At 72.5% G+C, this 23,199-nt stretch carries 23 protein-coding genes; 11 read left to right on the forward strand and 12 right to left on the reverse strand.

The annotated features are described in order from the left end of the window. Window positions 1-63: 63 nt before the first annotated feature. The 3 genes from MPTA5024_RS22805 (at window position 64) to MPTA5024_RS22815 (ending at window position 3,893) form a co-directional block, all read left to right on the forward strand. Window positions 64-909: a hypothetical protein gene (locus MPTA5024_RS22805; protein WP_051458529.1), complete on the forward strand. Its 846-nt coding sequence runs from the start codon at window positions 64-66 to the stop codon at window positions 907-909. After that, a complete protein-coding gene (locus MPTA5024_RS22810) occupies window positions 906-2,363 on the forward strand; it encodes an NADH-quinone oxidoreductase subunit NuoF family protein (protein WP_036327842.1) in 1,458 nt (485 codons plus the stop codon). The genes MPTA5024_RS22805 and MPTA5024_RS22810 overlap by 4 nt, the downstream gene beginning before the upstream one ends. A 69-nt stretch (window positions 2,364-2,432) precedes the next feature. Further along, entirely contained in the window at window positions 2,433-3,893 is a 1,461-nt protein-coding gene (locus MPTA5024_RS22815; RefSeq protein ID WP_157099654.1) for an FAD-binding oxidoreductase, read from the forward strand. A 3-nt stretch (window positions 3,894-3,896) separates the two neighbouring features. Here MPTA5024_RS22815 and MPTA5024_RS22820 read toward each other — a convergent pair whose 3' ends face one another. Genes MPTA5024_RS22820 through MPTA5024_RS22830 form a run of 3 tightly spaced genes read right to left on the reverse strand, consistent with a single transcriptional unit; the run spans window position 3,897 to window position 5,599 of the window. Then, window positions 3,897-4,331 (reverse strand): type II toxin-antitoxin system VapC family toxin, encoded by a 435-nt coding sequence (locus MPTA5024_RS22820; protein ID WP_036327846.1) that lies wholly within the window; start codon window positions 4,329-4,331, stop codon window positions 3,897-3,899. Next, entirely contained in the window at window positions 4,328-4,567 is a 240-nt protein-coding gene (locus tag MPTA5024_RS22825; RefSeq protein ID WP_036327848.1) for a CopG family transcriptional regulator, read from the reverse strand. The genes MPTA5024_RS22820 and MPTA5024_RS22825 overlap by 4 nt, the downstream gene beginning before the upstream one ends. Before the next feature lie 36 nt (window positions 4,568-4,603). Then, window positions 4,604-5,599, reverse strand: coding sequence for an RNA polymerase subunit sigma-70 (locus tag MPTA5024_RS22830; RefSeq protein ID WP_036327850.1), 996 nt, complete (start codon window positions 5,597-5,599; stop codon window positions 4,604-4,606). Between the two features lie 150 nt (window positions 5,600-5,749). On the opposite strand from MPTA5024_RS22830, the gene MPTA5024_RS22835 reads away from it, so the two are divergent. The 6 genes from MPTA5024_RS22835 to MPTA5024_RS41180 all read left to right on the forward strand — a co-directional run bounded on the left by MPTA5024_RS22835 (window position 5,750) and on the right by MPTA5024_RS41180 (window position 10,423). Beyond that, window positions 5,750-6,475 carry an SDR family NAD(P)-dependent oxidoreductase gene (locus MPTA5024_RS22835; RefSeq protein ID WP_036327853.1) on the forward strand — a complete coding sequence of 242 codons (726 nt, stop codon included), beginning with the start codon at window positions 5,750-5,752 and terminating at the stop codon, window positions 6,473-6,475. 232 nt (window positions 6,476-6,707) lie between these two features. Further along, window positions 6,708-8,777 (forward strand): glycoside hydrolase family 6 protein, encoded by a 2,070-nt coding sequence (locus MPTA5024_RS22840; protein ID WP_051458530.1) that lies wholly within the window; start codon window positions 6,708-6,710, stop codon window positions 8,775-8,777. Between the two features lie 210 nt (window positions 8,778-8,987). Further along, entirely contained in the window at window positions 8,988-9,245 is a 258-nt protein-coding gene (locus MPTA5024_RS22845; protein ID WP_036327856.1) for a type II toxin-antitoxin system Phd/YefM family antitoxin, read from the forward strand. Next, complete coding sequence (locus MPTA5024_RS22850; RefSeq protein WP_036327860.1) at window positions 9,242-9,616, forward strand: type II toxin-antitoxin system VapC family toxin; 375 nt, start codon at window positions 9,242-9,244, stop codon at window positions 9,614-9,616. Before MPTA5024_RS22845 ends, MPTA5024_RS22850 begins: the two co-directional genes overlap by 4 nt. A gap of 252 nt (window positions 9,617-9,868) precedes the next feature. Next, window positions 9,869-10,129, forward strand: a complete 261-nt coding sequence (locus tag MPTA5024_RS22855) for a hypothetical protein (RefSeq protein ID WP_036327863.1) — start codon at window positions 9,869-9,871, stop codon at window positions 10,127-10,129. 45 nt (window positions 10,130-10,174) lie between these two features. Then, window positions 10,175-10,423 carry a hypothetical protein gene (locus tag MPTA5024_RS41180; protein ID WP_157099656.1) on the forward strand — a complete coding sequence of 83 codons (249 nt, stop codon included), beginning with the start codon at window positions 10,175-10,177 and terminating at the stop codon, window positions 10,421-10,423. 362 nt (window positions 10,424-10,785) lie between these two features. Here the strand turns inward: MPTA5024_RS41180 and MPTA5024_RS22860 are convergent, their stop codons facing one another. The 3 genes from MPTA5024_RS22860 to MPTA5024_RS22870 all read right to left on the reverse strand — a co-directional run bounded on the left by MPTA5024_RS22860 (window position 10,786) and on the right by MPTA5024_RS22870 (window position 14,593). Continuing rightward, complete coding sequence (locus MPTA5024_RS22860) at window positions 10,786-12,699, reverse strand: acetoacetate--CoA ligase (RefSeq protein WP_036327866.1); 1,914 nt, start codon at window positions 12,697-12,699, stop codon at window positions 10,786-10,788. Between the two features lie 62 nt (window positions 12,700-12,761). Then, window positions 12,762-13,649 carry a serine hydrolase gene (locus MPTA5024_RS22865; protein ID WP_036327868.1) on the reverse strand — a complete coding sequence of 296 codons (888 nt, stop codon included), beginning with the start codon at window positions 13,647-13,649 and terminating at the stop codon, window positions 12,762-12,764. Then, the gene (locus tag MPTA5024_RS22870; RefSeq protein ID WP_036327870.1) at window positions 13,646-14,593 is read right to left on the reverse strand and encodes a LysR family transcriptional regulator; all 948 of its coding nucleotides are present in this window, start codon (window positions 14,591-14,593) and stop codon (window positions 13,646-13,648) included. Before MPTA5024_RS22870 ends, MPTA5024_RS22865 begins: the two co-directional genes overlap by 4 nt. Window positions 14,594-14,703: 110 nt before the next feature. On the opposite strand from MPTA5024_RS22870, the gene MPTA5024_RS22875 reads away from it, so the two are divergent. Next, window positions 14,704-16,269 carry a penicillin-binding transpeptidase domain-containing protein gene (locus MPTA5024_RS22875; RefSeq protein WP_051458531.1) on the forward strand — a complete coding sequence of 522 codons (1,566 nt, stop codon included), beginning with the start codon at window positions 14,704-14,706 and terminating at the stop codon, window positions 16,267-16,269. Between the two features lie 15 nt (window positions 16,270-16,284). On the opposite strand, the gene MPTA5024_RS22880 is transcribed toward MPTA5024_RS22875, so the two are convergent. Continuing rightward, on the reverse strand, window positions 16,285-17,730 hold the full coding sequence (locus MPTA5024_RS22880) for an MFS transporter (RefSeq protein WP_051458532.1): 1,446 nt from the start codon (window positions 17,728-17,730) through the stop codon (window positions 16,285-16,287). 130 nt (window positions 17,731-17,860) lie between these two features. Here MPTA5024_RS22880 and MPTA5024_RS22885 point away from each other — a divergent pair, with 130 nt between their 5' ends. Continuing rightward, on the forward strand, window positions 17,861-18,826 hold the full coding sequence (locus MPTA5024_RS22885; protein WP_036327872.1) for a sigma-70 family RNA polymerase sigma factor: 966 nt from the start codon (window positions 17,861-17,863) through the stop codon (window positions 18,824-18,826). A gap of 11 nt (window positions 18,827-18,837) precedes the next feature. Here MPTA5024_RS22885 and MPTA5024_RS22890 read toward each other — a convergent pair whose 3' ends face one another. The 5 genes from MPTA5024_RS22890 to nagZ form a co-directional block, all read right to left on the reverse strand. Then, window positions 18,838-19,650: an HAD family hydrolase gene (locus tag MPTA5024_RS22890; protein WP_084369923.1), complete on the reverse strand. Its 813-nt coding sequence runs from the start codon at window positions 19,648-19,650 to the stop codon at window positions 18,838-18,840. A gap of 50 nt (window positions 19,651-19,700) precedes the next feature. After that, window positions 19,701-20,333: an HAD family hydrolase gene (locus MPTA5024_RS22895; protein WP_084369924.1), complete on the reverse strand. Its 633-nt coding sequence runs from the start codon at window positions 20,331-20,333 to the stop codon at window positions 19,701-19,703. Window positions 20,334-20,384: 51 nt separating this feature from the next. Then, window positions 20,385-20,891: a DUF6912 family protein gene (locus MPTA5024_RS22900; protein ID WP_036327876.1), complete on the reverse strand. Its 507-nt coding sequence runs from the start codon at window positions 20,889-20,891 to the stop codon at window positions 20,385-20,387. A 121-nt stretch (window positions 20,892-21,012) separates the two neighbouring features. Continuing rightward, the gene (locus MPTA5024_RS22905) at window positions 21,013-21,717 is read right to left on the reverse strand and encodes an HAD family hydrolase (protein ID WP_051458533.1); all 705 of its coding nucleotides are present in this window, start codon (window positions 21,715-21,717) and stop codon (window positions 21,013-21,015) included. 61 nt (window positions 21,718-21,778) lie between these two features. After that, window positions 21,779-23,122, reverse strand: a complete 1,344-nt coding sequence (gene nagZ, locus MPTA5024_RS22910; protein ID WP_232326603.1) for a beta-N-acetylhexosaminidase — start codon at window positions 23,120-23,122, stop codon at window positions 21,779-21,781. Window positions 23,123-23,199: the final 77 nt, after the last annotated feature.

The raw sequence follows: 23,199 nt of genomic DNA on the forward strand, positions 1-23,199 counted from the left end.
GCCCACCGGTCCCGAGTCAGCACCCTCACCAACTCGTCACCGGTTCATCCGACGGAGGAATACGTGCCCCAACGACGGGCTCCCCGGCACAACCGGCCGGACTCCGGCCTCGACCTCGACAGCCGCGGCGTGCGCATCGGCCTCGGCGCCGTGGTCACGCTGGTCTTCAGCGGAGGGCTGCTCGCCGCGAGGAGCGAGACGGGCGCCCAGTACCTGGCCGAGGCGCAGGCCTTCCTCACCTACTACGCGGGCGTCGTGTCCCTCGTCGCCCTCACCACCACGGTCGCGCTCGGCCTCGTCGCGACCGACCGCGTCGTGCTGCCGATCCGGCACCGCGTCGCCGCGCAGCTCGTGCACCGGGCCGCCGCCCTCATCGGCGTCGGCTTCCTGGTCGTGCACATCGGCATGAAGATCGCCGCGGGTCTCGTCCCCGCGTACGGTTCGGTCGTCCCGAGCACGAACCTGTACGTCGGGATGGGCGCGGTCGCGTCCGACCTGATGATCGTGGTGATCACCACCGGCGTGATGCGCGGAAGGTTCGCCCAGGCGGAGCGCCCCTGGGCGTGGCGGATCGTGCACGACCTCGCGTACCTCGCCTGGCCGCTGTCGATCCTGCACGGCCTGGCCGCCGGCCGCGCCCCCGCGGCCTGGGTGAGCTGGAGCTACGTGGTCTGCCTCGTCGCCGTCGGCGCGGCGCTGCTGCTGCGGGTGGTCGCCGCGGCCCGGCCCGCCAGAGCGCCGAAGGCCGAGCAGCGCGAGCAGCGGCCCGCCCGCACCACCCTGCCCCGGCAGGCCCCCCAGGCCGTACCCCGGCCGGTCAGCGTCCTTCGCCGTACCGGCACCGACGACGCCGCCGCGGGCGCGGCGGCGCGCAGGCCCCAGGACACCAGGCTTCGGAGGATCGTGTGATTCCCTACCGCGTCTCCCAGGTGAGGCGGCTCGGCCCCGCGCGGCTGACCGCCGGGCTCGACCAGCACCGCCGTCTCGACCTCAACACCCACTACACGTTCCACGACCAGCTTCCCGGGGAGACGGTCGACGCGCTCATCGGCATGACCGAGGAGGTGGACCTGCGGGGACGCGGCGGCGCCGCGTTCCCGTTCGCCCGCAAGCTGCGGGCGGTCGCCGCGCGGGCCCGCGACAGCGACACGATCGTGCTGGTCAACGCCGCCGAGGGCGAGCCGGCCAGCATGAAGGACAAGATGCTGCTCACCCGCGCCCCGCATCTCGTCCTGGAGGGGGCGCTGCTCGCCGCGAGCGCGCTCGGGTCGAAGGAGGTCGTCGTCGCCGTCGCGTCCGGCGACCTCGCCGAGGCGTCGGTGAGCGCGGCCGTCGCCGAACGCGGCCTGGAGGGATACGTCCGGATCGCCGGAATCCCGGAGCGGTTCATCTCCGGGGAGGGCGGCGCGCTCGTGCGGGCCGTCAACGGCGCCGCCGGGCTGCCCCCGGGGCGCAGGACGCGGTCGAGCGACAGCGGCGTGTACGGCCTGCCGACGCTGCTGTCCAACACGGAGACCTACGCCCAGCTGGCCGTCCTGGCGGAGCTGGGCCCGGAGGAGTACGCCTCCGTCGGGACCGTGCAGGAGCCCGGCACCGTGCTGCTGACGGTCGGCGGCTCGGTGGTCGTCCCCGCGGTCGTCGAGGTGACGCCGGGCGTCCCGCTCGCCGCCGTGCTCGACCTGTGCGAGGCGAGCGTGGGCGATGGCGTGCTGCTCGGCGGCTACCACGGCAGGTGGCTGTCGGCGGCCGACGCGTACGGCGCGATCGTGTCGCGGCGGGGCGCCGCCGAGGCCGGGGGCGAGCTGGGCGCGGGCATCGTCGTCCCTCTTGGCGGGGACACCTGCCCGCTCGGCGAGACGACCCGGGTGGCGAGCTACCTGGCCGCCCAGTCGGCCGGGCAGTGCGGGCCGTGCCGGCTCGGCCTGCCCGACCTCGCCCGCGCGATGGCGGACGTCGAGGACGGGTCGCCCGACGGCCCCGACATGGTCCGGCGCGCCGCGGCGGCCGTGAAGGGGCGGGGGGCGTGCTTCCACCCCGACGGCTCGGCCCGGTTCGTCCTGTCGGCCCTGGAGGCGTTCGCCGAGGACGTGGAGGAGCACCGGCTGCACGGCACGTGCGGGCGGCCGGTCACGGAGGTCCTCCCGCTGCCGATCGTGGACGAGGCCGACGTCCGGCTCGTCGTGGACTGGACCCGCTGCGCCGGCCACGGCCTGTGCGCGCACCTGGTGCCCGAGCTCGTCAAGCTCGACCACCACGGTTACCCGGTGTTCATGGACGGCGGCGTGCCGTCCTGGCTGCGGGGCGAGGCCCAGAAGGCGGTCGAGATGTGCCCGGCGCTCGCGCTGCGCATCGGGACGAAGTGATGTCACTGTAACCAACCGAAACGGATCACGGCACGTCTCACGAGGTAGTTGATCGCCTTGGAGATGACCATGATTGACAGACGAGCCTTCCTCCGCGTCTCGGCCATGGCCGGGACCCTTGCCGTGTCCGGAACCGCGGCGGCCGCCGCCGGCCCGCGCACGCCCGACTGGGCGGCGCTCGGCCATGGGCTGGACGGGCGCCTGATCCGTCCCGGTGACGCGTCGTACGACGGCGCCCGCCGTCTTTTCAACGCCGGTTTCGACGCCGTGCGCCCGGCCGGGATCGCCTACTGCACCACCCCGGCGGACGTGGCGGAGTGCCTGGCGTTCGCCCGGAGGTACGGCGTGCCGGTGACCTCCCGGTCGGGGGGTCACAGCTACGCCGGCTGGTCGACGGGCAAGGGATTGGTCATCGACGTGTCGCCGATGGCCAAGGTGTCCTACTCCGGCGGCCACGCCACGGTGGGCGCCGGGGCCCGGTTGGTCGACGTGTACGCGAAGCTGGCCGCGCACGGCGCGAGCATCCCGGCGGGCAGCTGCCCGACCGTGGGCGTGGCCGGCCTGACGCTGGGCGGCGGCATCGGCGTCGTGTCCCGCGCGTACGGGCTGACCTGCGACGTGCTGGAGTCGGTGCAGATCGTGACGGCGGACGGGCGGACGCTGACCTGCTCCCCCACCTCCCACCCCGACCTCTACTGGGCCTCCCGCGGGGGCGGCGGCGGCAACTTCGGCGTGGCCACGTCGTTCACGTTCCGGACCCACGCCACCCGGGACGTCACGGTCTTCTTCCTGCACTGGCCCTGGGCAAAGGCCGCGGCCGTGCTCAGGGCGTGGCAGGCGTGGGGGCCGGCGGCGCCGGACGCCCTGTGGTCCAACTGCCACCTCAACCACGACCCCTCGCCGGACGTCATGGTGGGCGGCCTGTACCTCGGGAGCAAGTCCGGCTGCGAGCGGCTGCTGCAGCGGCTCGTGGACCGGGTCGGCAGCGGGCCAACGTCACGGTTCGTCACCGCGTCCGCCTACGACCACGCCATGATGATCATGGCGGGCTGCTCGGGGCTGTCGGTCGGCCAGTGCCACCGCCCCGGCAGCCTGCCCGGCGAGACCGCGAACGGCCGCCTCGTGCGCGACTCCTTCTCGGCCAAGTCGCACTTCGCGTACGCGCCGCTGTCGTCGGCGGGAGTGAAGGCCCTGCTCGCCCAGGTCGCGGCCGGCGGCCGGCACTCGGTGCTGCTCGACGCGCTCGGCGGCGCCGTCGCACGGGTCCGCCCCGACGCCACCGCCTTCCCCCACCGCAAGGCCCTCTACAGCGTGCAGTACTACGCCCACCAGTCGGGCGCCGCCGCCTGGACCCGCGCCGCCCACGCGGCCATGCGCCCGTTCTTCGGCGACCACGCGTACGTCAACTACGTCGACCCCGAACTGAAGGACTGGCGGCAGCAGTACTACGGCGCCAACGCCGCCCGCCTCGCCCGCGTCAAGGCCGCCTACGACCCCGGGCGGCTCTTCCGCCTCCCCCAGGGCGTGTAGCGGCTACATGTCGTCGGGCAACAGCCGGAACGCCTTGTGCGGGGTCATGGGGCGCACGGCGCGGAAGTCACGACGGTCGAGGGTCAGGAGGGCGTCGGTGCGGTACTCCGCGGCCAGCACGACGTTCACCGCATCGGCGAGGTCGAGGTGCAGATCGGCATAGCGACGCCGTACGGCGGATGCGGTCTCCAGGATCTCGGTGGAGACATCCGGGATCTGGAACCGCAGGCGGCGCGCGTTCCAGAGGATGAACGCGATGATCTGGAGCCGGGCCTCGGAACCGAAACGGACCTTGGCCATGTGATCGACTTCCGCCAGCACCAAGGGAGAGATGACGACGGTTCCGGCCTCGCGGAGCACCCTCTGACAGTCCGCGCTCTCGGCCGCGTTCCTATCGGAGGCGGCGATGACGCCGGAGGTGTCGGCGACGACGATCACCTGCCGGCGGCTCTCTCGGCCATCACCGAGGTGACCTCGTCGCCGGTCACCGGCTTGCCGCTGCCTTCGAAGGTGGGCCAGTCCAGCGGTTCGTCCCACACACGGTTCGCCATCGCGGCCAGATGGATCCCCTCGCGAATGATCTCCGCCTCGGCGATGCCCCGGCGCTTGGCGGCCTCCTTGATGAGAGCGAGGTCCTCAGGATCGGCGTAGACATTCGTTCTCTTCATCGACATGTACCAACGCTAACACACGTACACCTTCCCTCGAATCTAGGCGAGGGTGCGGGGGAGGCCGAAGTACGGCCCGACGGTCGTCTCGAAGTGCGTGATCTCGCACACGCGGTCGCCGGCGAGGCCGGCCACGAGGAGCCCCGTGAAGCGCAGGACGCCGGTCACCGGATCGGGGACGTACTGGCCCCACGCCGGCTGGCCGTTCGCCCGAACCGGCTCCATCCGGGCGATCCCCTGCCGGTGTGCGCCGATCGCGGTGAAGAACCGGTGGGCGGCCTCGGCCCCGCGGTACTCGAACGGCAGGGGCGGCATCCGCACCCACACGTCGTCGGTCATCAACGCGACGAGCGCCTCCACGTCGTCCCCGGTGAAGGCCGCGGCGAAGCGTTCGGCGAGCGCGCGCTCCTCCGGCCCACCCGCCGGCGGCGGCGGGCGGTCGGCCGAGCGAGCCGCGTCCATCGTCGCCCGGGCGCGCTTGAGGGCGCTCGCCACGGCGTCCTCGGTCAGCCCGAGCAGATCGGCGGCCTCCCTCACCCGGTACCCGAGCACGTCGCGCAGCAGCAGGACCGCGCGCTGGTTCGGCGGCAGCAGTTGAACGGCGGTCACGAACGCCAGCGAGACCGCCTCGCGGGATTCGAACCGGGCCTCGGGCCCCGGCGCCTGGTCGGGCAGGTCGTCGAGCAGGAGATCGGGATAGGGCTGAAGCCACGGCGTGTCACCCAGACGGGACGGCTCCGGCGGCGGAGCCGGGAGCGGCGTCGCGGCCATCGGGCGGCGGGCCGACGTCCGCAGCATGTTGAGGCACCGGTTGGTGGCGATGCGGTAGAGCCAGGTGCGGACGGACGACCGACCCTCGAACCCGCTCAGGCCGGCCCAGGCCGACAGCAGCACATCCTGCAGCGCGTCCTCGGCATCCTGCAGCGATCCGAGCATGCGGTAGCAGTGCACCTGCAGTTCGGCGCGGTGCGGTTCGACCAGCGCCGCGAACGCGTCGCGGTCGCCGGCCCGGGCCCGGTTGAGCAGTTCGGCCGACATGGGTCACCTCCGTTTTCATCGTCTCCCCGATACCGACACCGCCGCCCGCCGGAACCGGTCGCCCTGGGACCGCCCGGTTTCGGGCGGCCGCTCTGTCTGTCCGAGTGCAAGCCCGAAAGTCGGAACCGAACGGAGAACGACACCATGCCGATGTCGGAGAACAGCGTCGCCAACAGGATCGTCCTGGTGACCGGCGCCAACCGGGGCCTCGGACGCGCGCTGGTCGACGAGGCCCTGCGCAGAGGCGCCGCCCGCGTGTACGCCGGGACGCGGCAGCCGCTGGCGCACCCCGACGAACGTGTCACGACGCTGAACCTGGACGTGACCGACGAGGCGGGGATCCGGGCCGCCGCGAAGAGCGTCGAGGCGCTCGACGTCCTGGTCAACAACGCCGGCCAGTCCGTCTACGACGACCTCGCGGACCCCGCGTTGCTCGAGAGGCACCTGGCGGTCAACCTCTTCGGCCCGTACGCCGTCACCCAGGCGTTCCTGCCGCAGGTGACCCGGGCGCGCGGCGCCGTCGTCAACGTGCTGTCGCTGGCGTCCCTCGCGTCCGTGCCCGTGATGCCGGCGTACTCGATCTCCAAGGCCGCGGCGTTCTCGCTCACCCAGTCTCTGCGCGCGCTGCTCGCGCCGCGCGGTGTGCGGGTGCACGCCGTACTGGCCGGTCCGCTGGACACCGACATGTCCCGCGACCTCGCGATACCGAAGGCCGCTCCGGCCTCGGTCGCCCGGGCGATCTTCGACGGCGTGGACGCCGGGGAGGAGGAGATCTTTCCCGATCCCATGTCGGCGTCCCTGGCGCCGGGCTGGGCCGCGGGCGGGGTCAAGGCGCTGGAGCGTGAGAACGCCGCCCTGCTCGCGGCGTCGCACTGATCCGGTAACCGCCGCGAGGCCTTTCCGCTGGCGCGCTCGGCCGTGATCAATAGGATCGTGATGACCTGACCATTCCAGGACATCCCAGCGGGGGCGAGCGATGTCGCGAACCGGCGTGAGCGGCGACGGGAACACCGGAAACGACGACGGCGGGCCTGGCTTATCCCACGGGGATCGGCCCGGTCCGCCGCCCCCCGGCCGGGAGGGCCTGACCGCCGGCGACCCTGCCCAGGTGGGGCCGTACCGGCCGCTGCGCAGGCTGGGCCAGGGTGGGATGGGCGTCGTCTATCTGGCCGAAGCACCCGACGGGACGCGCGTGGCGGTCAAGCTCCTCCACCCCGCGGTCGCGGCCGACCCCGGCTTCCGCCGCCGGTTCCGCCGGGAGGTGGAGGCGGCCAAGCGGGTCGCCCGCTTCTGCACGGCCGCCGTGCTCGACGCGGAGACGGACGGCGAGACCGCCTACCTGGTCACCGAGTACGTGCCCGGCCCGACCCTGCGGGAGGCCGTCCAGCGGGAGGGCCCGCTGCGCGGCTCCAGCCTGGACGGGCTCGCGGTCAGCGTCGCCGTCGCCCTTCAGGCCATCCACGCGGCCGGGATCATCCACCGCGACCTGAAGCCCGGCAACGTCCTGCTCTCCCCCGTCGGGCCCAAGGTGATCGACTTCGGCGTCGCCCATCTGGCGGACGTGGACGGCCAGACGAGCAGCGCGATCGTCGGCACGCCGTCGTTCATGTCGCCCGAGCAGCTCTCGGGCGGCCCGCTCACGCCCGCCTCGGACGTCTTCGCCTGGGCGGGCACGATCGCGTACGCGGGCACCGGCCGCGCGCCGTTCGGCGGCGAGTCCCTCCCCGTCGTGCTCCATCGGATCCTCAACGCGGCGCCGGACCTGTCCGGCCTCGACGGGCCACTGCGCCGCCTGGTGGAACGCGCCCTCGCCAAGGACCCGGCCGAACGGCCGGCCGTTCAGGAGATCCTGGACGCCATCACCGGTTCGTCCCCGGTTGCGGAGCCGCCGGTCGGCGGGAGAGACCGCCGCCGGGTGCTGGCCGGGGCCGCGGCCGGGGCGGCCGGGCTGGCGGTGATCGCGACGGTGGCCATAGTGGGGCTCTCCGGCGGCGACACGCACACCTCGGCGTCCGCGACCTCCTCCGCCACCGCGGCCTCCGGGAGGCCCACGCCCACCGCCCCTGAGGTCTCGAGGGGGTCGGCTCCGGCGGCACCTACTCCGGCCGCGTCACCGGCTCCGGCGGGCGGTGGCGGGGGCGGCAACCCGCTGCGCGAGCCCGGCGTCCGGTTCGCGTACGCGTCGGATCCGGACGCGCGACGGCAGGCGGACGTCTGGGACGCGCGGGGCAGGAAGGCCGACGCCGCGCTGATGCGCGCCCTGGCCGCGGTGCCGCATCCCGTGAACCTGAACCTGCCGGCCGCCGAGGCCGGGCGCACGGTCGCGTCCACCGTGCGGCTGGCCACCGCCCATCACGCCGTTCCCGTGTTCGTGACCGATCACGTCCCGATGAAGGACTGCTCCCAATGGGGGGAGCCGGACGAGCGCTCCTACCGCGCCTGGATCGATCGGGTGGCGAAGGGGATCGGGCAGGCGCGGGCGGTGGTCGTGCTGGAACCGAACAGCCTGACCAGGCTTCCCGGCTCGGACAGTTGTTCGTCGGGGGGCGAGGCGGGCGCGGCCGAGCGCTACCGCGAGCTCGGCTACGCGGTGGACCGCCTGAAGAGGCTTCCGCACACAGCCGTGTACCTCGACGGCGGCATCGAGGGCTGGCCCAGCCTCGTCGAGATCGCCGGCAGGCTCGTGAAGGCCGGGGTGAAGCGAGCCGACGGCTTCTACCTGAACACCGCGGACTACCAGGAGACCGACGGGCTCCTCCGGTACGGGGAGAGCCTCTCGCGATGCCTCTACCTGAAGATGGACAATGCCGGCAGCGCCTGCACCGGCGCCGAACTGGACGCCATACCGGCCGGTGCGCCCCTGACCCACTTCGTCGTCGACACCAGCCGCAACGGCAAGGGCGGCTGGACCCCGCCCCAGGGGAAGTACGCCGACCCGCAGATCTGGTGCAACCCTCCCGGCCGCGGCGTCGGCCCCCGCCCCACCACCGACACCGGCAACGACCTGGCCGACGCGTACCTGTGGCTCCGCTCCCCCGAGCAGTCGAACGGCCAGTGCACCCGAGGCGGCAAGGGTCCCCAGGACCCCGTCTATCACCAGATCGACCCGGTCGGCGGCACCTGGTGGCCGGTTTTGGCTCTCGACCGCGCCCGCCACGCCGTCCCGCCACTGCGCTGAATCTTCCCTGGGAGGTCGGGACATCAAGCCCGCGTGGAGCGCACCTCCTTCCCGCCCGGCTGTCAAGGCCCGCGAGGACATGGGTTGGGCGTGCCCGTGGCATCGGGCTGGGAGATCAGGACCGCTGGTAGTCGCGGGCGGCAGCGTGCGTGAGATACCACTGACACGGCCGGGAAGCTGGACTAAGCTAACTTAGCTAAGGAGGTCAGCATGTCTGAGGGCGCTTCCGAGCAGTACAACATCCACGAGGCGAAGACGAACCTGTCGCGCATCATCGAGCGGGTCGAGCACGGCGAAGAGATCGTCATCAGCCGCGCCGGGCGTCCCGTTGCCAAAGTCATTCCGTTTCCCACGAAGGTGAACCGGCACGGGAGAGGCTCCTTGAAAGGAGTGCTCCGTCTCGCTGACGACTGGGACTCGCCTGAGGTCAACGATGCGATCGCCGATACGTTCGGTTTGATGCCGTGAGAATCCTCCTCGACACCCACGTCGTCCTGTGGTGGTTGAGCGACGATCCCACACTCGCCGACGAGACCAAAAGCATGATCGACGAGGAGCCGGATGTCTTTGTCAGCCCCGCCACCTTGTGGGAGGTGGCTATCAAACAGAGCATCGGCAAGCTCGCGGCACCCGATGACCTAGTGGAACGCATACGCGACAGCGAATTTCGGGAGCTGCCCGTCCGATTTGACCATGCCATCGAAGCGGGACGGCTCCCTCTCCTCCACCGCGACCCCTTTGATCGCCTGCTCGTCGCTCAGGCCCGTTGCGAGGGGCTCTCCCTGGTCACCAGGGACGGTCACATTCCCAAGTACGACGTCCCTGTGATTACGGCCTGAAACCGTTCCCGGCGCGTCAGCCGTGCAGCATGGGTGGCAATGCCGGGCATGGCACCTGTGTCCGTCGTGAGGCGAAGTGGTCAAAGGTCGTCAACCCGCCCATCTGCGGCGGACTGGACCCCGAGCCGTCCAACGGTCAGTGCACCCGGACGGCCCCGGTCCAGAGAATCCCGTCTGCCGCTGAGTGACTAATGTGATCAAGAGTGCGCATCTTCTCTTCCCTAGCGGTGCGGCGTTGGCCAGAATGCCGCCATGGCGAAGGTCAGAGAGTTCTTCGAAGACAAGAAGGCTTCGGTCTCGCATCCCACGGTGGTGGACTGCGGATATCAGGTGGTCCATACGAGTGAGGGCGTATTCCTCCAGCTCAGCACCTACGGGTCGGACCATCGACAGACTCAGAAGAAGACCAGTCAAACCCTTCAACTGGACCATGAGCACGCCGCTCAGCTCCTCCAGATACTTATCGCCGCTTTCCCCAACCTCCAAGGGAGCGTTCCGGAGGAGGCCCCTTAGCCTGCGGCTCCCCGCGTTCTCCCAGCCCTGTTCAAACTGATCGGCATGTCACTCATGATCTCGAAGATTCTTGACATCCAGCGATGGGACGCGCGTCTCTTCAGGAACCCGTCCACAGACGGCGCGCGAGGTAGATGCAGCGCTCACGGCAAAGACTCGTGCAGCCGTCCGGCCACCGCCTACGTCGCTCTGTCGGACGCAAGAACGGAACGCAAGGAGTGGGGTGCCTGCGACGAGTGGCTCTCCACCAATGCGGCCGCGGTTGAATTCCTGATCGCGCATCCCCTGGACTGAAGAGAAGATCCGCGCCGTTGACAGCCGGTGGCGCAGCGGTTTGATGTTGGCCGAGGCCGCCTCACAGCCCTAGCCAGGTGCTCGTTCAGATCCGCGAGCCGAATCTCGTCAACCTTCCAAAGGTGTGAACCGATGGAGGGCCAGCTGTAAAAGTGCCGGGTCGGGGTGTAGCCGCGAACAGGGTGCCCTCGTAATCCGCGGGCCGTCCTCGGACCTGCCGCCGTGGCGCAGCCGGATCTGAGACGCGGACGCCCCACCCTCCGCCGATGCCATACGCGGTCCGGCTCAACGTCCGCTCGATATAAGTGCGCTTCTAAGAACCGCGGTTCTTAGAAGCGCACTTATATCGACCAAGGAGCGAGTCAGTCCGTGGGATGGAAGTGGCGGAGGACTTCGGGGTTGGCCATGGCGTCGGGGTTGGCCGCCTCCTCGACAGGCGTGCCGAGCAGGATCTTCCGTACGGGGACCTCGAGCTTCTTGCCGGACAGCGTCCGGGGGATGCCGGGCACCTCGTGGATCTCGTCGGGGACGTGACGCGGCGACAGCTCGGTGCGGAGGGCGGTCCGGAGGCGTGCGATGAGGTCGTCGGTGAGGGTGGCTCCCTCGGCCATGGTGACGTACAGCAGCAGTCTGCCCTCCTGCCCCAGACGGCCGGTGTCGATGACGAGGCTGTCGGCGATCTCGTCGTAGCGCTCGACCACACGGTAGAACTCGCTCGTGCCCATGCGGACGCCGCCGCGGTTGAGCGTGGAGTCCGACCGGCCGTAGATGACGCAGCCGCCGTCCGGGAGGATTTTGATCCAGTCGCCGTGGCGCCACACCCCGGGATATTCGGCGAAGTACGACTCGCGGTAGCGGTCGCCGGAGGGGTCGTTCCAGAACATGACCGGCATGGACGGCATGGGCTGGGTCACCACCAGTTCGCCCACCTCGCCGATGACGGGACGGCCCGAAGGGTCGTACGACTCGACCTTGGCGCCCAGGCACCGGCACGGGATGACGCCGGCGCGGATGGGCAGCAGCGGGACGGCGCCGACGAAGCCGGTGCACACGTCGGTGCCGCCGGAGAACGACCCGAGCTGCACGTCGGGCCGCACGTCGGAGTACACCCAGGCGAAGCCCTCGGGTGGCAGCGGCGAGCCTGTCGAGCCGATGCCCCGCAGCCGGTCGAGGCCCTCCGGCTTCACCCCGGCCTTGAGCGACGCCATGATGTACGGCGCGCCGGTGCCGAAGTAGGTGACGCCCTCCTCGGCCGCCAGGCGCCACAGGGCGTCGGTCGCCGGATGGGCGGCGCTGCCGTCGTACAGCAGCACGGTCGCGCCCACCAGCAGGCCGCCGATGAGGTAGTTCCACATCATCCAGCCCGTGGTGGTGTACCAGAAGAACACATCCCCCTCGCCGAGGTCCTGGTGGAAGGACAGCGACTTGAGGTGCTCCAGGACGATGCCGCCGTGGCCGTGGACGATCGGCTTCGGCAGCCCGGTGGTCCCGGACGAGTACAGCACCCACAGCGGGTGGCCGAACGGCACCCGCTCGAACTCCAGGGGCGCGGTCTCGGCACGCAGGTCGTCCCAGCTCAGCGCGGTCTCGGGGACGTCGAGCCCGATGGTGGGGATCCAGACCGTCGCCTTGAGCGAGGGCAGCTTCGCGGCGATCTCGCGCACCACGTCCGACCGGTCGAACCGCTTGCCGCCGTACCGGTAGCCGTCCACGGCGACGAGCACCGTGGGCTCGATCTGCGCGAACCGGTCGGTCACGCTCGGCGCGCCGAAGTCCGGCGAGCAGGACGACCACACGGCCCCCAGCGAGGCCGTGGCCAGGAAGGCGATGAGGGCCTCGGGGACGTTCGGGACGTAGGCCGCGACCCGGTCGCCGCGTCCGACGCCCAGCCGGACCAGGCCGGCCCGCACCCGCGCGACCTCCTCGCGGAGCTCGCCGAGCGAGTACTGCCAGCGGCCGCCCGACTCGTTGCGGAAGATCACCGCGGTACGGCCGGGGTGGCCCCGCAGGGCGTTCTCCGCGTAGTTGAGCGTCGACCCGGCGAACCATTCGACGCCGGGCATCGTCCCACTGATGACGGGCCCGTCACCACGCTCACCGACGACGTCGAAGTAGTCCCATATGGAGGTCCAGAAGTCGGCCGGAGACTCGACCGACCACGTCCACACGTCCTGGTAGTCCCCTGTGCGCCCGAGCCACTGCGTGTAACGGGTCACCCGGGCGTCCCGGACGACCTCGGCGGCGGGCTCCCAGAGAAGAGCGCCTTCCTCGACCATGTGCCCATCTTTTCGGGCGACGGCCTCTATGTCACCCTCGCGGCCCACACAGAAAGGACCTGTCATATGTGGGCCGTCGTCCGCGCCCTGAGGTGGTCGATCGCGATCCGGGCCGCCGAGCCGACGGCGGCGTCGGCCCGCGGCTGGTTCTGGGCGGTGCCGTGCGACCGGGTGAAGACGGCGACGGCGTACCGGCCGCCGTCGGGGTACTCGACGACGCCGACCTCGTTGCGCAGCGTGGCGAGCGTGCCGGTCTTGCCGCTCACCGCCACGTCGTCGAACGGGAATCCGGACGACAGCCGGTGCGGCCACACCTGCAGGCCCATCAGCCGGCGGATCGCGGCGCACGAGCCGGGCGAGGCGGCCTCGTCGCGCCAGATCATGCCGAGGAGCCGGGTCATCTCCCGGGGCGTGCCGCGGTTGGTGTGGGCGGGCGACAGCACCCGCAGCCGCGCGACGACGGCGGGGTCGGTGGACACCTGGGCGAGCGCCGCCATGTCGGAAGTACCCGCGTCGGCGAGCATGCGGGCGAACAGGCCACGGCAGTCGTGCTCCACCCGGGTGCCGGGGAGGCCGAGACCGGCCAGCATCGCGTTGACCGCGTCGAGGCCGACCCGCGCGAGCACCACGTCGGCCGCGGTGTTGTCGCTGACGGCCATCATGAGGTACGCGAGGTCGCGCAGGGACAGGACGGCCCCGTCGAGCATGGCCGACAGCCCGGTGGGGCCCGGCGTCCGTTCCTCGGCGGGCACACGGACCCGCTCGGCGAGGTCGAGGAGCCCGCGGTCGGCCTGGCGGTGCAGTTCCACCACCAGCGGCACCTTGAAGACGGACGCGAGCACCACGGGCTCGTCCGCCCCGACGGCCACCTCCGCGCCGCCGTCGATGTCGGCCACGTGCAGCCGGCCTGAGACTCCGGCCGAGCGGAACACCTGCTCGATCGCGTTCATGCCAGGAAACCCGTCGCGGGCCGCGGGGCCACCCGCCGCGCCGGTGCCGCCGCGTCGTCCGCCATCCCGGCATCCTCCCGCAACACCCGCACCGCCACCGCGGTGAAGTCGCCGACGTGGGGCCCCGGCTCGCCGCGCCAGGCCGTCGAGCATCGCCAGGCGATCGGCGCCCCGGCCAGGGGGCGCCAGACCGTGCCGGGGACGCCGGCGGGCGGCCCGAGAGCCACCGCCGTCCCGGACAGCACGAGCCCGAGCGCGAACCCGGCGTTCGCGGCCGGGCTGACCTCGACGGGGGCGAACCCGTGGCGGCGGCAGGTGGCCAGTGTCTCGTCGTGCAGGCCGGGCTCCGAGTCCCGGGGGAACAGCACCAGCGCACGACCGGCCAGGTCGGCCAGGTGGACGGCCGACCAGGACGCCAGCTCGTCGCCCTCGGGCAGCAGGACGCCGGGGTGCTGCACCAGGACCGGCCCGAAGCCCAGCCCGGAGGCCGTCACGGGGTGGCGGAGCACGCCGACGTCGAGCCCCCCGTCCAGCAGCGCTGCCGCCTGGGCGGCGGTTCCCATCTCGGCCAGCGAGAGCCGTACGCCGGGGCAGCGGGCGCGGAAGCCGGCGATGAGGGCGGCGAGGACCGCGCCGCCGAGGTCGGACGGGACGGCCGCGCGCACGGTGGTCCCTGCGCCGTCCGCCGCTTCCCCGATCAGGTCGCGCAGCCGCTCCACACGAAGGACGATCTCCCGGGCCTCCGGCAGCAGCAGCCGTCCCGCCTCGGTGAGCGCGACCTGGCGGCTCGACCGGTCGAAGAGGCGGACGCCGAGCTCCTCCTCCAGCCGCTTGACGCGCTGGCTGAGCGGCGGCTGCGCCATTCCCAGCCGGGCCGCGGCGTTGCCGAAGTGCAGTTCCTCCGCGACCGCGACGAAGTACGCGAGGTGCCGGACAAGGTCCATGAACAGGAACGATATCCGAATGCGAAACATGGCGAGCACGATATCCGTATTGGACATGCCCGCCCCGCCTCTGGTCCCCTGATACGCGCATCAGGGGACAAGGGGGACACATGCGAGAGCAGACGGAGTACGCGGGCCGGCGGCGCCGGTGGCCGTACGTGACGGCGGGCGTGCTCGTGCCGGTGACGGCCGCGGCGGTGACGATCTGGGCGCTGCGCACACAGGGCTCGCCCGAGGAGACCGCGCGGAGCTTCCTCGCCGCGTGGTCGCGCTCGGACTACGCGGCGATGCGCGGGCTCACGGCGGACCCGCCGCGCGACTTCGAGAGCAGGTACCGGCGGTTCCGCGACGACCTCGACCTGTCGTCGCTGCGCCTCCGGGTGACGGGGACGACGGGGGCCGGCGAGGACACCGTGCGGTTCCACGCCACGCTGAGCGGCCCGGTGAGCTTCTCCTACGACGGCAGGCTGCGCCTCGTCGAGCGCGACCGGGCCTGGCGGGTGGCCTGGACGCCGGCCGCCATCCACCCGCAGCTCGCCGCAGGACGGCGGCTGCGGCTCACCCTGCAGCGGACCGAGCGGGCTCCCGTCACCGCGGCCGACGGCACCCGGATCGACACCCCGGACGCCCCCGGCTCGGTGCAGCAGGTCGTCGGGGAGCTGGAGAAGCAGTACCGCGACCGGCTGACCGGCACCTCGTCCGCCCGGGTGGACCTGGTGAACGCCGACGGGACCGCGGTCACGACGGTCGCCACGGGCCACGCCTCCCCCGGGACACCGCTGCGCACCACGATCGACCTGCGGGTCCACCGGGCCGGCGCCCAAGCGCTGGAGGGCGTCGACAAGCCCGCCTCACTCGTCGCGCTGCGCCCCTCCACCGGCGAGGTGCTGGCCGTGGTGAACAAGCCGGGCGGGTACGACCGCGCCCTCCTCGGCGCCTACCCGCCCGGGTCCACCTTCAAAATCGTCACCGCGTCCGCGCTCGTCGCGGGCGGCGTGACGCCCGGCCAGACCGTGTCCTGCCCCGCGCGGAAGACGATCGGCGGCTTCCCGTTCCACAACGCCGAGCTGCACGACTACGGCACGCTGCGGTTCGTCGACGCGTTCGCGCACTCGTGCAACACGACCTTCGGGGCCATGGCCGTCGACCGGCTCGGCGCGGAGCGGCTGGCCGCGGTGGCCGCCGGCTTCGGGTTCGGCGCGCGGATCCGGATCGGCGTGCCCGCCGTGGACGCCGCCTTCCCCGTGCCGCGCGACGACACCGACCTCGCGTCGGCCGCGATCGGGCAGGGGCGGGTGCTGGCCAGCCCGCTGAACATGGCGGCGGTCGCGGCGGCCATCGCCGCGGGCACCTGGCGCCAGCCGCGGCTGGTGCCGGCGTCGCTCGTCCCCGGCGGCGGCTCGGCCCCGCGTCCGCTGGAGCCCGCGGTGGTGTCCGCCCTGCGCCGGCTCATGCCCGCCGTGGTGAGCGAGGGCACCGCGAGCGGCGTCTCCTTCCCCGCCGGTACGGCGGGCAAGACGGGCACGGCCGAGTACGGCTCGGGCGACGAGCCGCCCACGCACTCGTGGTTCATCGGCTACCGGGGCGACCTGGCGTTCGCCGTCATCGTCGAGGGCGGCGGCACGGGGGCGGCCGTCGCGGCCCCCGCGGCCGCCCGCTTCCTCGCCGCGTTGTGAACCCGCCGCCCCCCCTCAGCGACCGGCGGGCGCTCGGACGCCGGTCGCCTGAACGGCGGCCCTCGGCGAGACGGCCCGCGCGAGGAGGAACGCCGCCACCGACCCCGTCGCCGCGACGAGCGCCAGCCAGAGGGCCGTCGTTGCCATGGCGTGCGGCCGAGGGGGGTCGGCCAAGGCCAGGAACACGGTGCCGAAGACGGCCACCCCTGTGAGCTGCCCCAGCTGCATCGTGGTGGTGAGCAGCCCGCTCGCGTCCGCGGCCCGCGACCTGGGCACGTGGACCAGGGCGTGGGTGAGCAGGCTGACCGCCAGTCCGAGCCCGGTGCCGTAGGCCAGGAGGGCGGCCGGCATCAGGGGGCCGCCCTCGGCCGACGACGCGAGGGCCAGCGTGCCGGCCACATTCAGGGTCACTCCCGTCAGCGGGAGCAGTGGATGTGTCCGGGCGGGCAGCTTGCGCCAGAAGAAGCTCGCCAGGCCGAACGTCGCGGCCATCGGCAGGAAGGTGAGGCTCGCCCGCAGAGGGCTCTCCCCCAGAGCGCCCTGCAGGTGCAGCGCGAACGTGAAGAGGAACCCGCCGTAGGCGACCATCAGGGTGAACAGCGTGGTGAGCCCGGAGGGCATGCCGACGGCGTGCAGCACGTCCAGGTTCAGCAGCGGATCCCCGCCCCGCGCGGCCACGCGCCGTTCCACCAGGACGAACGCGACGGCGAGCACGGCGCCGACGGCGATCGACGCGAACGCCCAGGCGGGCCAGCCCGCCTCCCTGCCGAGCACGAGCGGGAGCACGATCAGCACCGTGGCGGGCAGCGCGAGCGCCAGCCCCGCGAGGTCGAGCCGGCCGGCGCCGCCCTCGCCGTCCGCCGGCACCAGGCGGGGCACCAGAGCCGACAGCGCGATCCCGATGGGCACGTTGACCAGGAACACCGGCCGCCAACCCGCGCCGAACAGGTCGGCGCTCACCAGGACGCCCCCGAGGGCGAGCCCGGCGACGGACCCGGCCGACAGCACCGCCGCGTACGCGCTCAGCGCGGTGGCCCTGGCCCTGCCGGTGAACCGCGTCTGGATGACGCTGATGATCTGCGGGACCATGACCGCCGCCGCGGCTCCCTGGACGACCCTGAAGGCGATCAGCATCGGGGCGCCGGTGGCGAGACCGCACAACAGCGAGGCGGCCGTGAAGCCCATCACGCCCAGGGCGTACGTGCGGCGCCTGCCGTACATCTCCCCCAGCCGTGCGCCGGTGATGAGCAGCATCGCGTACGCGATGATGTAGCCGCCGAGGACCAGTTGCAGGGCGGCCCCTGACGCGTGCAGGTCGGCCCCGATCGCCGGCATCGCCACGTTGACGATGTAGAGATCGAGCAGGCCCATGAACTGGCCGAACAGGAGGGCCAGGAGCATCGGCCACGGCTTTCCGGACGCCACGCGGCCTTCTGGCCGGACGGCGTGATCGAGTGTCATCGGATGGCTTCCTTTCGCCGGAGACGCCGGTATCTACCGGCGGCCCGCCGAGAACTCATCGGTGACCGATGAGTTCGGGGACTCCGCCCGGTAGGTAGTGGGTGACGGACGTGGCGAACGGGAGCGGCGCATGTGGAGCGAGGAGCAGTTCGAGCAGATCGTCAGCCCCTATCGGCGGGAGCTGATGGCGCACTGTTACCGGATGCTCGGCTCGGTGCACGACGCGGAGGACCTGCTGCAGGAGGTCTTCCTGCGTGCCTGGCGCTCCTCGGAGGGGTTCGACGAGGGGCGGGCCTCCCCCCGCACGTGGCTGTACCGCATCGCCACGAACGCCTGTCTCACCGCGCTGGAGCAACGGGGACGCCGGGCGCTGCCGTCCGGTCTGAGCGGGCCCGGCGAGGAACCCGAGGAGGGACCGCGGCACCGGCGCCCGGAGGTCACATGGCTGCAGCCCGTTCCCGACGCGCTGGTGGACCCCGCGGCCATCGTCGCGAGCCGGGGCGGTGTGCGGCTGGCGTTCGTCGCCGCACTGCAGCACCTGCCGCCCCGGCAACGCGCGGTTCTGATCCTGCGCGACGTGCTGGCCTGGCGGGCGAGCGAGGTGGCCGAGCTGCTGGACACCTCGGTCGCGGCGGCCAACAGCGCGCTGCAGCGCGCCCGCGCCCAGCTCGCGCGGGCGGCCCCGGCCGAGGACGAACTGGCCGAGCCGGACGACCCTCGGGACCGCGGACTGCTCGATCGGTACGTCTCCGCTTTCGAGCGGCGCGACGTGGCCGCCTTGGAGGAGCTCCTGCGAGAGGACGCCGTGCTCGAGATGCCGCCGTACCTGGCGTGGTTCGCCGGACGCGAGGCGTACGCCCGCTTCATCGGCTGGGTCTGCGCCACCCGGGGCCCCTGGCGCATGCGGCACACGCGGGCCAACGGCCAACCGGCCCTCGCGGCGTACGTCGACACCGGCGACGGCGTGCTGCGGGCGCACTCCCTGCACGTGTTCACGGTCACCGGCTCCGGCATCGCCAGGAACGTGGTGTTCGGCGACCCGTCGCTGTTCCCCGTGTTCTCCCTGCCGCCGGTTCACACCCCGGAGGACGTGTGACCGGGTCCTCCCTAGCCCGCGGCCCGGTCGGCGGGGGCGGTGAGGCGGGCGACCGCGGCGACGACCTCGGACGGGTTGGACAGGTCGGGCAGCACGATGTCGGCCCCGGCCTCCTGCAGCTCGGCGGCCGTGGACCGGCCGGAGGCCACCGCGACCATGGCCGCGCCGCCGATCCTCGCGGCCTGCACGTCGCGGGTGGAGTCGCCGACCAGCACGGTGGTGCCAGCCGTGAAGGACGCGCCGTACTTCGCCTTGGCCCGCCCCTGGGCGACCTGCAGCAGGGTCGCCTTGGGGTAGACCTCCTCGCCGTACCCGCCGATCTCGAAGTCGACCCACCGGTCGAGCCCGAAGGCGGTGAGCTTGTGCACGGCGTTGCTCTTGATCGTGCCGGTGAGCACGGACTGCACGACGCCGTCGAGCCTGGACACGGCCTTGAGCGCGTCCGCGGCGCCCGGCATCGCCCGCCCCTCCTTGGCCAGCCGCCGGTGCTTGTCGCCGAACGACACGGCAAGCGCGTCGAGGAACTTCGGCAGGTGGTGGTCCTCCACCGCGATGCCGTTGATGGCCAGGGTCTCGAAGATGATCTCGGAGTCGGGCCGGCCCATCGCGGGGGCGAGCTTGACCAGCGGCCGCCCGGTCACCATCCGGAACGCGTCGGCGTAGGCGTCGCGGGTGACGATGGTGACGTCGACGAGCGTGAGGTCGACGTTCCAGAGAACGAGGCGGCTAATCGGGGCCTCCGAGGGGGATGCGGCAGGGCTCGTGCCAAGGGTACGGCCACCGCCCGGCCCCCACGCCGTCCGATGCCGAGCGTGTAGCCGCATCTCCCCTTCAGGCAACCCCCGCCGTCATGGGCGGGGGGCTGGGGGCGGGGTCAGACCATGTCGAGGGCGGCGGCGAGCGAGTCGACGACGGGGACGCCGACGAGGTCGAGGTCGGACCGCCTGGTCATGCCGCCGGCGTAGAGGATGGCCCGGGCGCCGACATGACGCGCGGCGTCGGCGTCGTCGACGCTGTCGCCGATGACGACCACCTTCGCCGGGTCGAGGTCGAGGGCCCGCAGGTGGGCGACCATGTGCTCGGCCTTGGTGCCGCCGGAGGCGGAGCGGAGCCCGTCGACGCGCAGGAAGTGCCCCGAGATGCCGAAGTCGCCGACCTTGCCGACGAGCCGGTCGTGACCCCACATGGACAGCAGCGACTGCGAGCGGCCGGACTCCTCCCAGGCGCGCAGGCTGGAGACGGCCCCCTCGGCGAGCTGGCAGGCCTCCATCAGCCGGTGGTAGTGCTCGTGGAAGCCCCGGTCGAGGACCTCCCACTCGCCGTCCCGCAGCGGGCGGCCGAGCATCCGCTCGTAGGCCACCCAGATGGGCCGCGTGTAGACCTCGCGGAACCCGTCGACGTCGTACGGACCGAGGCCGTACGGCTGGAAGAGCTCGTTGGTCGCGCCGATGACCGCGTCGATGTCGTGGAAGAGCGTCCCGTTCCAGTCCCAGATGATGTGTGTCATATCGCCCCTGAGCATAAACGTGCCCTGTGACAAAACCGTGAACACGGCGGGTCAGGTGAGGAGATCGGAAATCTCCTGTGTCGCGTACCACATGAGCTCGTGGTCCTCCGCGCCGTCGACGGTGAACTGGGCGTCGTCGTCGCCCTCGTCGGCGGCGGGCAGCGCCTCGATCGCCGCCTCGACGTCGGCCACGGCGTCCTCGTCGTCCACGTGGACGGAGGCCAGCAGCGCCAGGGGGACCGCCTCCTGCACCCGCACCCGCGCGCGCTCCTCCAGGTCGGTGCCCACCTTGACCGTCTCGTCCGGCACCTCGGCCGCGATCACGACGCGGCGGGCGGCCGCCTTCACCCCGTCCGCGCGGTCGGCGGCGAGCATGCGCAGGGAGGCGCGGGCGGCCTCGGTCAGCGCGACGTACTCCAGTTCCTCGGTGTCGCCAGAGACGTACCATTCGATCAACGCGGGCGTCACCGCGTATCCGGTCAGCGGGGCCGGTCCCAGCTCGCCCGAGGCGACCACGCGGGCCAGCCCGGGGAGCGTGCACGGCAGGTACACGCGCATGCGTTCCTCGAATCGTTCGTTCCGGTCGGTTCCGGGCGCGGCGGTCGGCGCCGGCGGCCCTGCTCGCCGCGTCCGGGGTTCCCGCGGTCCGCGCCGCCGCCGCCGTCGTCCGCGGACCAGCTTACGGCGGGGGACGCAGGGCGCCGGAGGGGCCGTCCGCCGGGCGTGTCATGGGAGCCGCCCGGAAGGGCAGGCCGAACAGCCGCTCCATCTCGGCGATCGTGGCCCCCGGGTCGAAGTGGTGGATGCCGACGAGGCCGAGCGTTCGGGCCGCCAGGATGTTGGCCTCGATGTCGTCGATGAACACGCACTGGCCGGGTTCGAGGGCGATCAGGCCGAGCGCGTGGCGGAAGATGCGCTCCTCGGGCTTGCGCATGCCGACCTCACCCGAGATGACCACCGCGTCGAACAGGACGTCCCAGCCGTCGCGCGGGTAGCTGTTGCCCCAGGAGTTCGACAGGAGGCATGTGGACAGCCCGGCCGCGCGGGCCAGGCGGAGCATCTCGTTCATCTCCTCGACCGGCCGGAAGCCGGTGAACATCCGCTCCAGCAGGCCGTCGGCCTCCGGGGGCTCCCCGTCGAGGGTGCGCAGCCGGGTCGCCAGCCGGCGTTCGAACTCGGCAACCGGCAGCTCGCCCCGCTCCAGCGCGTGGATCGGGTTCTCCCCCGGCGCGAGGCCGCCCTCGTACGCGTGGACGACCAGCTCGCCCATGACCTCCCGGTAGTGCCCGGGGTCGATCCGATCGGCCACGATCCACTCCTGGACGGCCTCCCGCAGACCTGTCGTCAGGACCCCGCCCCAGTCGATCAGGACTCCCTTGTACACCGCACCTCCCGCCGGACGTCCCTCAAATATAGGCCGATCCCGGCGGCCGGCAGGGGGCAGGTCAGCTCCGGGCGAGCGGCAGCGACCGCGCCCGGACGGCGCCGGCCGCCGCCACCCGCTTGGCCACCTTGAGGTGCTCGGGCGACCGCAGCGCGCCCGGGTCGGTCGCCGGCGGGTCGGCCATGCCGCGTTCCTGCTTCAGCGTGAGGATCCGCAGCACCGACTGGTCGAGCCGCTTCTCGGAGATGCGGCCGGATCTCACCGCCTTGAGCACCGAGTCGTACGCCGTGGGCAGGTCGGGCGGCATGAGCAGCAGGTCGGCCCCCGCGAGGACGGCCCGCACGGGCACCTCCGCGTCGCCGTACTTCTTCCGCACGCCCGCCATGTCGAGCGCGTCGGTGCTGATGACGCCGTCGAAGCCGAGCTCGTCGCGCAGCAGCCCGGTGAGGATGCGACGGGACAGCGTGGCCGGGTCGCCCGACGGGTCGAGCTCGGGCATGACGACGTGCGCCGACATGATGGCGTCCACGCCGTGCGCGATGGCCGCCTTGAACGGCGGCGCGTCCAGCCTGCGCCACTGCGCCATCGAGTGCTTGATCACCGGCAGCCCCGTGTGGCTGTCGACCGAGGTGTCGCCGTGGCCGGGGAAGTGCTTGGCCACCGACGCGACGCCCGCCTCGTGGAACCCCTCCACCGCCGCGCCCACCATCGTCGCGACCCTCTTCGGGTCCGCGCCGTACGCCCGGGGGCCGATGACGGGGTTGCGCGGGTTGACGTTCACGTCCGCGACGGGCGCGAAGTCGAGCGCGATGCCGAGGTCCTTCAGCTCCTCGCCGGTCACCCGGGCGGCGTCGCGGGCGTTGTCCGGGTCGCCGGTCGCGCCGATGGCCATCGCGCCCGGCAGCTTGGTGACCAGCGGCGACAGGCGCGAGACGATGCCGTTCTCCTGGTCGACGCCGATGAGCAGGGGCGTGTCAGACGCCTCGCGCAGGCCGGTGGTGAGGGCGGCCACCTGCTTCGCGCTGGACACGTTGCCCGCCCAGGGGAACAGGATGACGCCGCCGGGCCGGTACTTCCCGATCACCTCGGCCGGGGTCGCGACGCCGTACCTGGCCCGGTTCTCCTTACTGGCGGAGTCGGCGTGCGAGCCGTACACGACCGTGACGAACAGCTGGCCGACCTTGTCCTCCAGGCTCATCCGCGCGAGCGCGTCGCGCGCGTTCCACCCGGGGTCGGCCGTACGGCCCGGGCTCGGGCTCGGGGACGCCGCGGGCGCGGGGCTCGCCGTCGAGGCGCGCACGGCCGGAGGCGTGGTAGTGGGGCGGGCGGCGGCCCCGATGCCGGCCGAGCATCCCGTCACGAGAAGCACGGCCAGCCCGAGAGCACCTCGTCGCAGTCCTGACACGCCTTTCACCGTAACCGGGCCGGGCGGGTGGAAACCGCCGAACCCCCCGACCCGGTTCCGCGCGCCGCCCGCGGCCG

This window comes from Microbispora sp. ATCC PTA-5024 (genome assembly GCF_000511135.2).
Classification (GTDB): domain Bacteria; phylum Actinomycetota; class Actinomycetes; order Streptosporangiales; family Streptosporangiaceae; genus Microbispora; species Microbispora corallina.

Excerpts from the sequence above, each read along its gene's own strand:
- MPTA5024_RS22845 (WP_036327856.1), top strand. The coding sequence starts at position 8,988 with ATGTCTGAGGGCGCTTCCGAGCAGTACAACATCCACGAGGCGAAGACG.
- MPTA5024_RS41180 (WP_157099656.1), top strand. The coding sequence starts at position 10,175 with ATGTCACTCATGATCTCGAAGATTCTTGACATCCAGCGATGGGACGCG.
- MPTA5024_RS22875 (WP_051458531.1), top strand. The coding sequence starts at position 14,704 with ATGCGAGAGCAGACGGAGTACGCGGGCCGGCGGCGCCGGTGGCCGTAC.
- MPTA5024_RS22870 (WP_036327870.1), bottom strand. The coding sequence starts at position 14,593 with ATGGACCTTGTCCGGCACCTCGCGTACTTCGTCGCGGTCGCGGAGGAA.
- MPTA5024_RS22835 (WP_036327853.1), top strand. The coding sequence starts at position 5,750 with ATGTCGGAGAACAGCGTCGCCAACAGGATCGTCCTGGTGACCGGCGCC.
- MPTA5024_RS22825 (WP_036327848.1), bottom strand. The coding sequence starts at position 4,567 with ATGTCGATGAAGAGAACGAATGTCTACGCCGATCCTGAGGACCTCGCT.
- MPTA5024_RS22830 (WP_036327850.1), bottom strand. The coding sequence starts at position 5,599 with ATGTCGGCCGAACTGCTCAACCGGGCCCGGGCCGGCGACCGCGACGCG.
- MPTA5024_RS22855 (WP_036327863.1), top strand. The coding sequence starts at position 9,869 with ATGGCGAAGGTCAGAGAGTTCTTCGAAGACAAGAAGGCTTCGGTCTCG.
- MPTA5024_RS22900 (WP_036327876.1), bottom strand. The coding sequence starts at position 20,891 with ATGCGCGTGTACCTGCCGTGCACGCTCCCCGGGCTGGCCCGCGTGGTC.
- MPTA5024_RS22815 (WP_157099654.1), top strand. The coding sequence starts at position 2,433 with ATGATTGACAGACGAGCCTTCCTCCGCGTCTCGGCCATGGCCGGGACC.
- MPTA5024_RS22895 (WP_084369924.1), bottom strand. The coding sequence starts at position 20,333 with ATGACACACATCATCTGGGACTGGAACGGGACGCTCTTCCACGACATC.
- MPTA5024_RS22860 (WP_036327866.1), bottom strand. The coding sequence starts at position 12,699 with ATGGTCGAGGAAGGCGCTCTTCTCTGGGAGCCCGCCGCCGAGGTCGTC.
- MPTA5024_RS22880 (WP_051458532.1), bottom strand. The coding sequence starts at position 17,730 with ATGACACTCGATCACGCCGTCCGGCCAGAAGGCCGCGTGGCGTCCGGA.
- MPTA5024_RS22865 (WP_036327868.1), bottom strand. The coding sequence starts at position 13,649 with ATGAACGCGATCGAGCAGGTGTTCCGCTCGGCCGGAGTCTCAGGCCGG.
- MPTA5024_RS22885 (WP_036327872.1), top strand. The coding sequence starts at position 17,861 with ATGTGGAGCGAGGAGCAGTTCGAGCAGATCGTCAGCCCCTATCGGCGG.
- MPTA5024_RS22890 (WP_084369923.1), bottom strand. The coding sequence starts at position 19,650 with ATGCGGCTACACGCTCGGCATCGGACGGCGTGGGGGCCGGGCGGTGGC.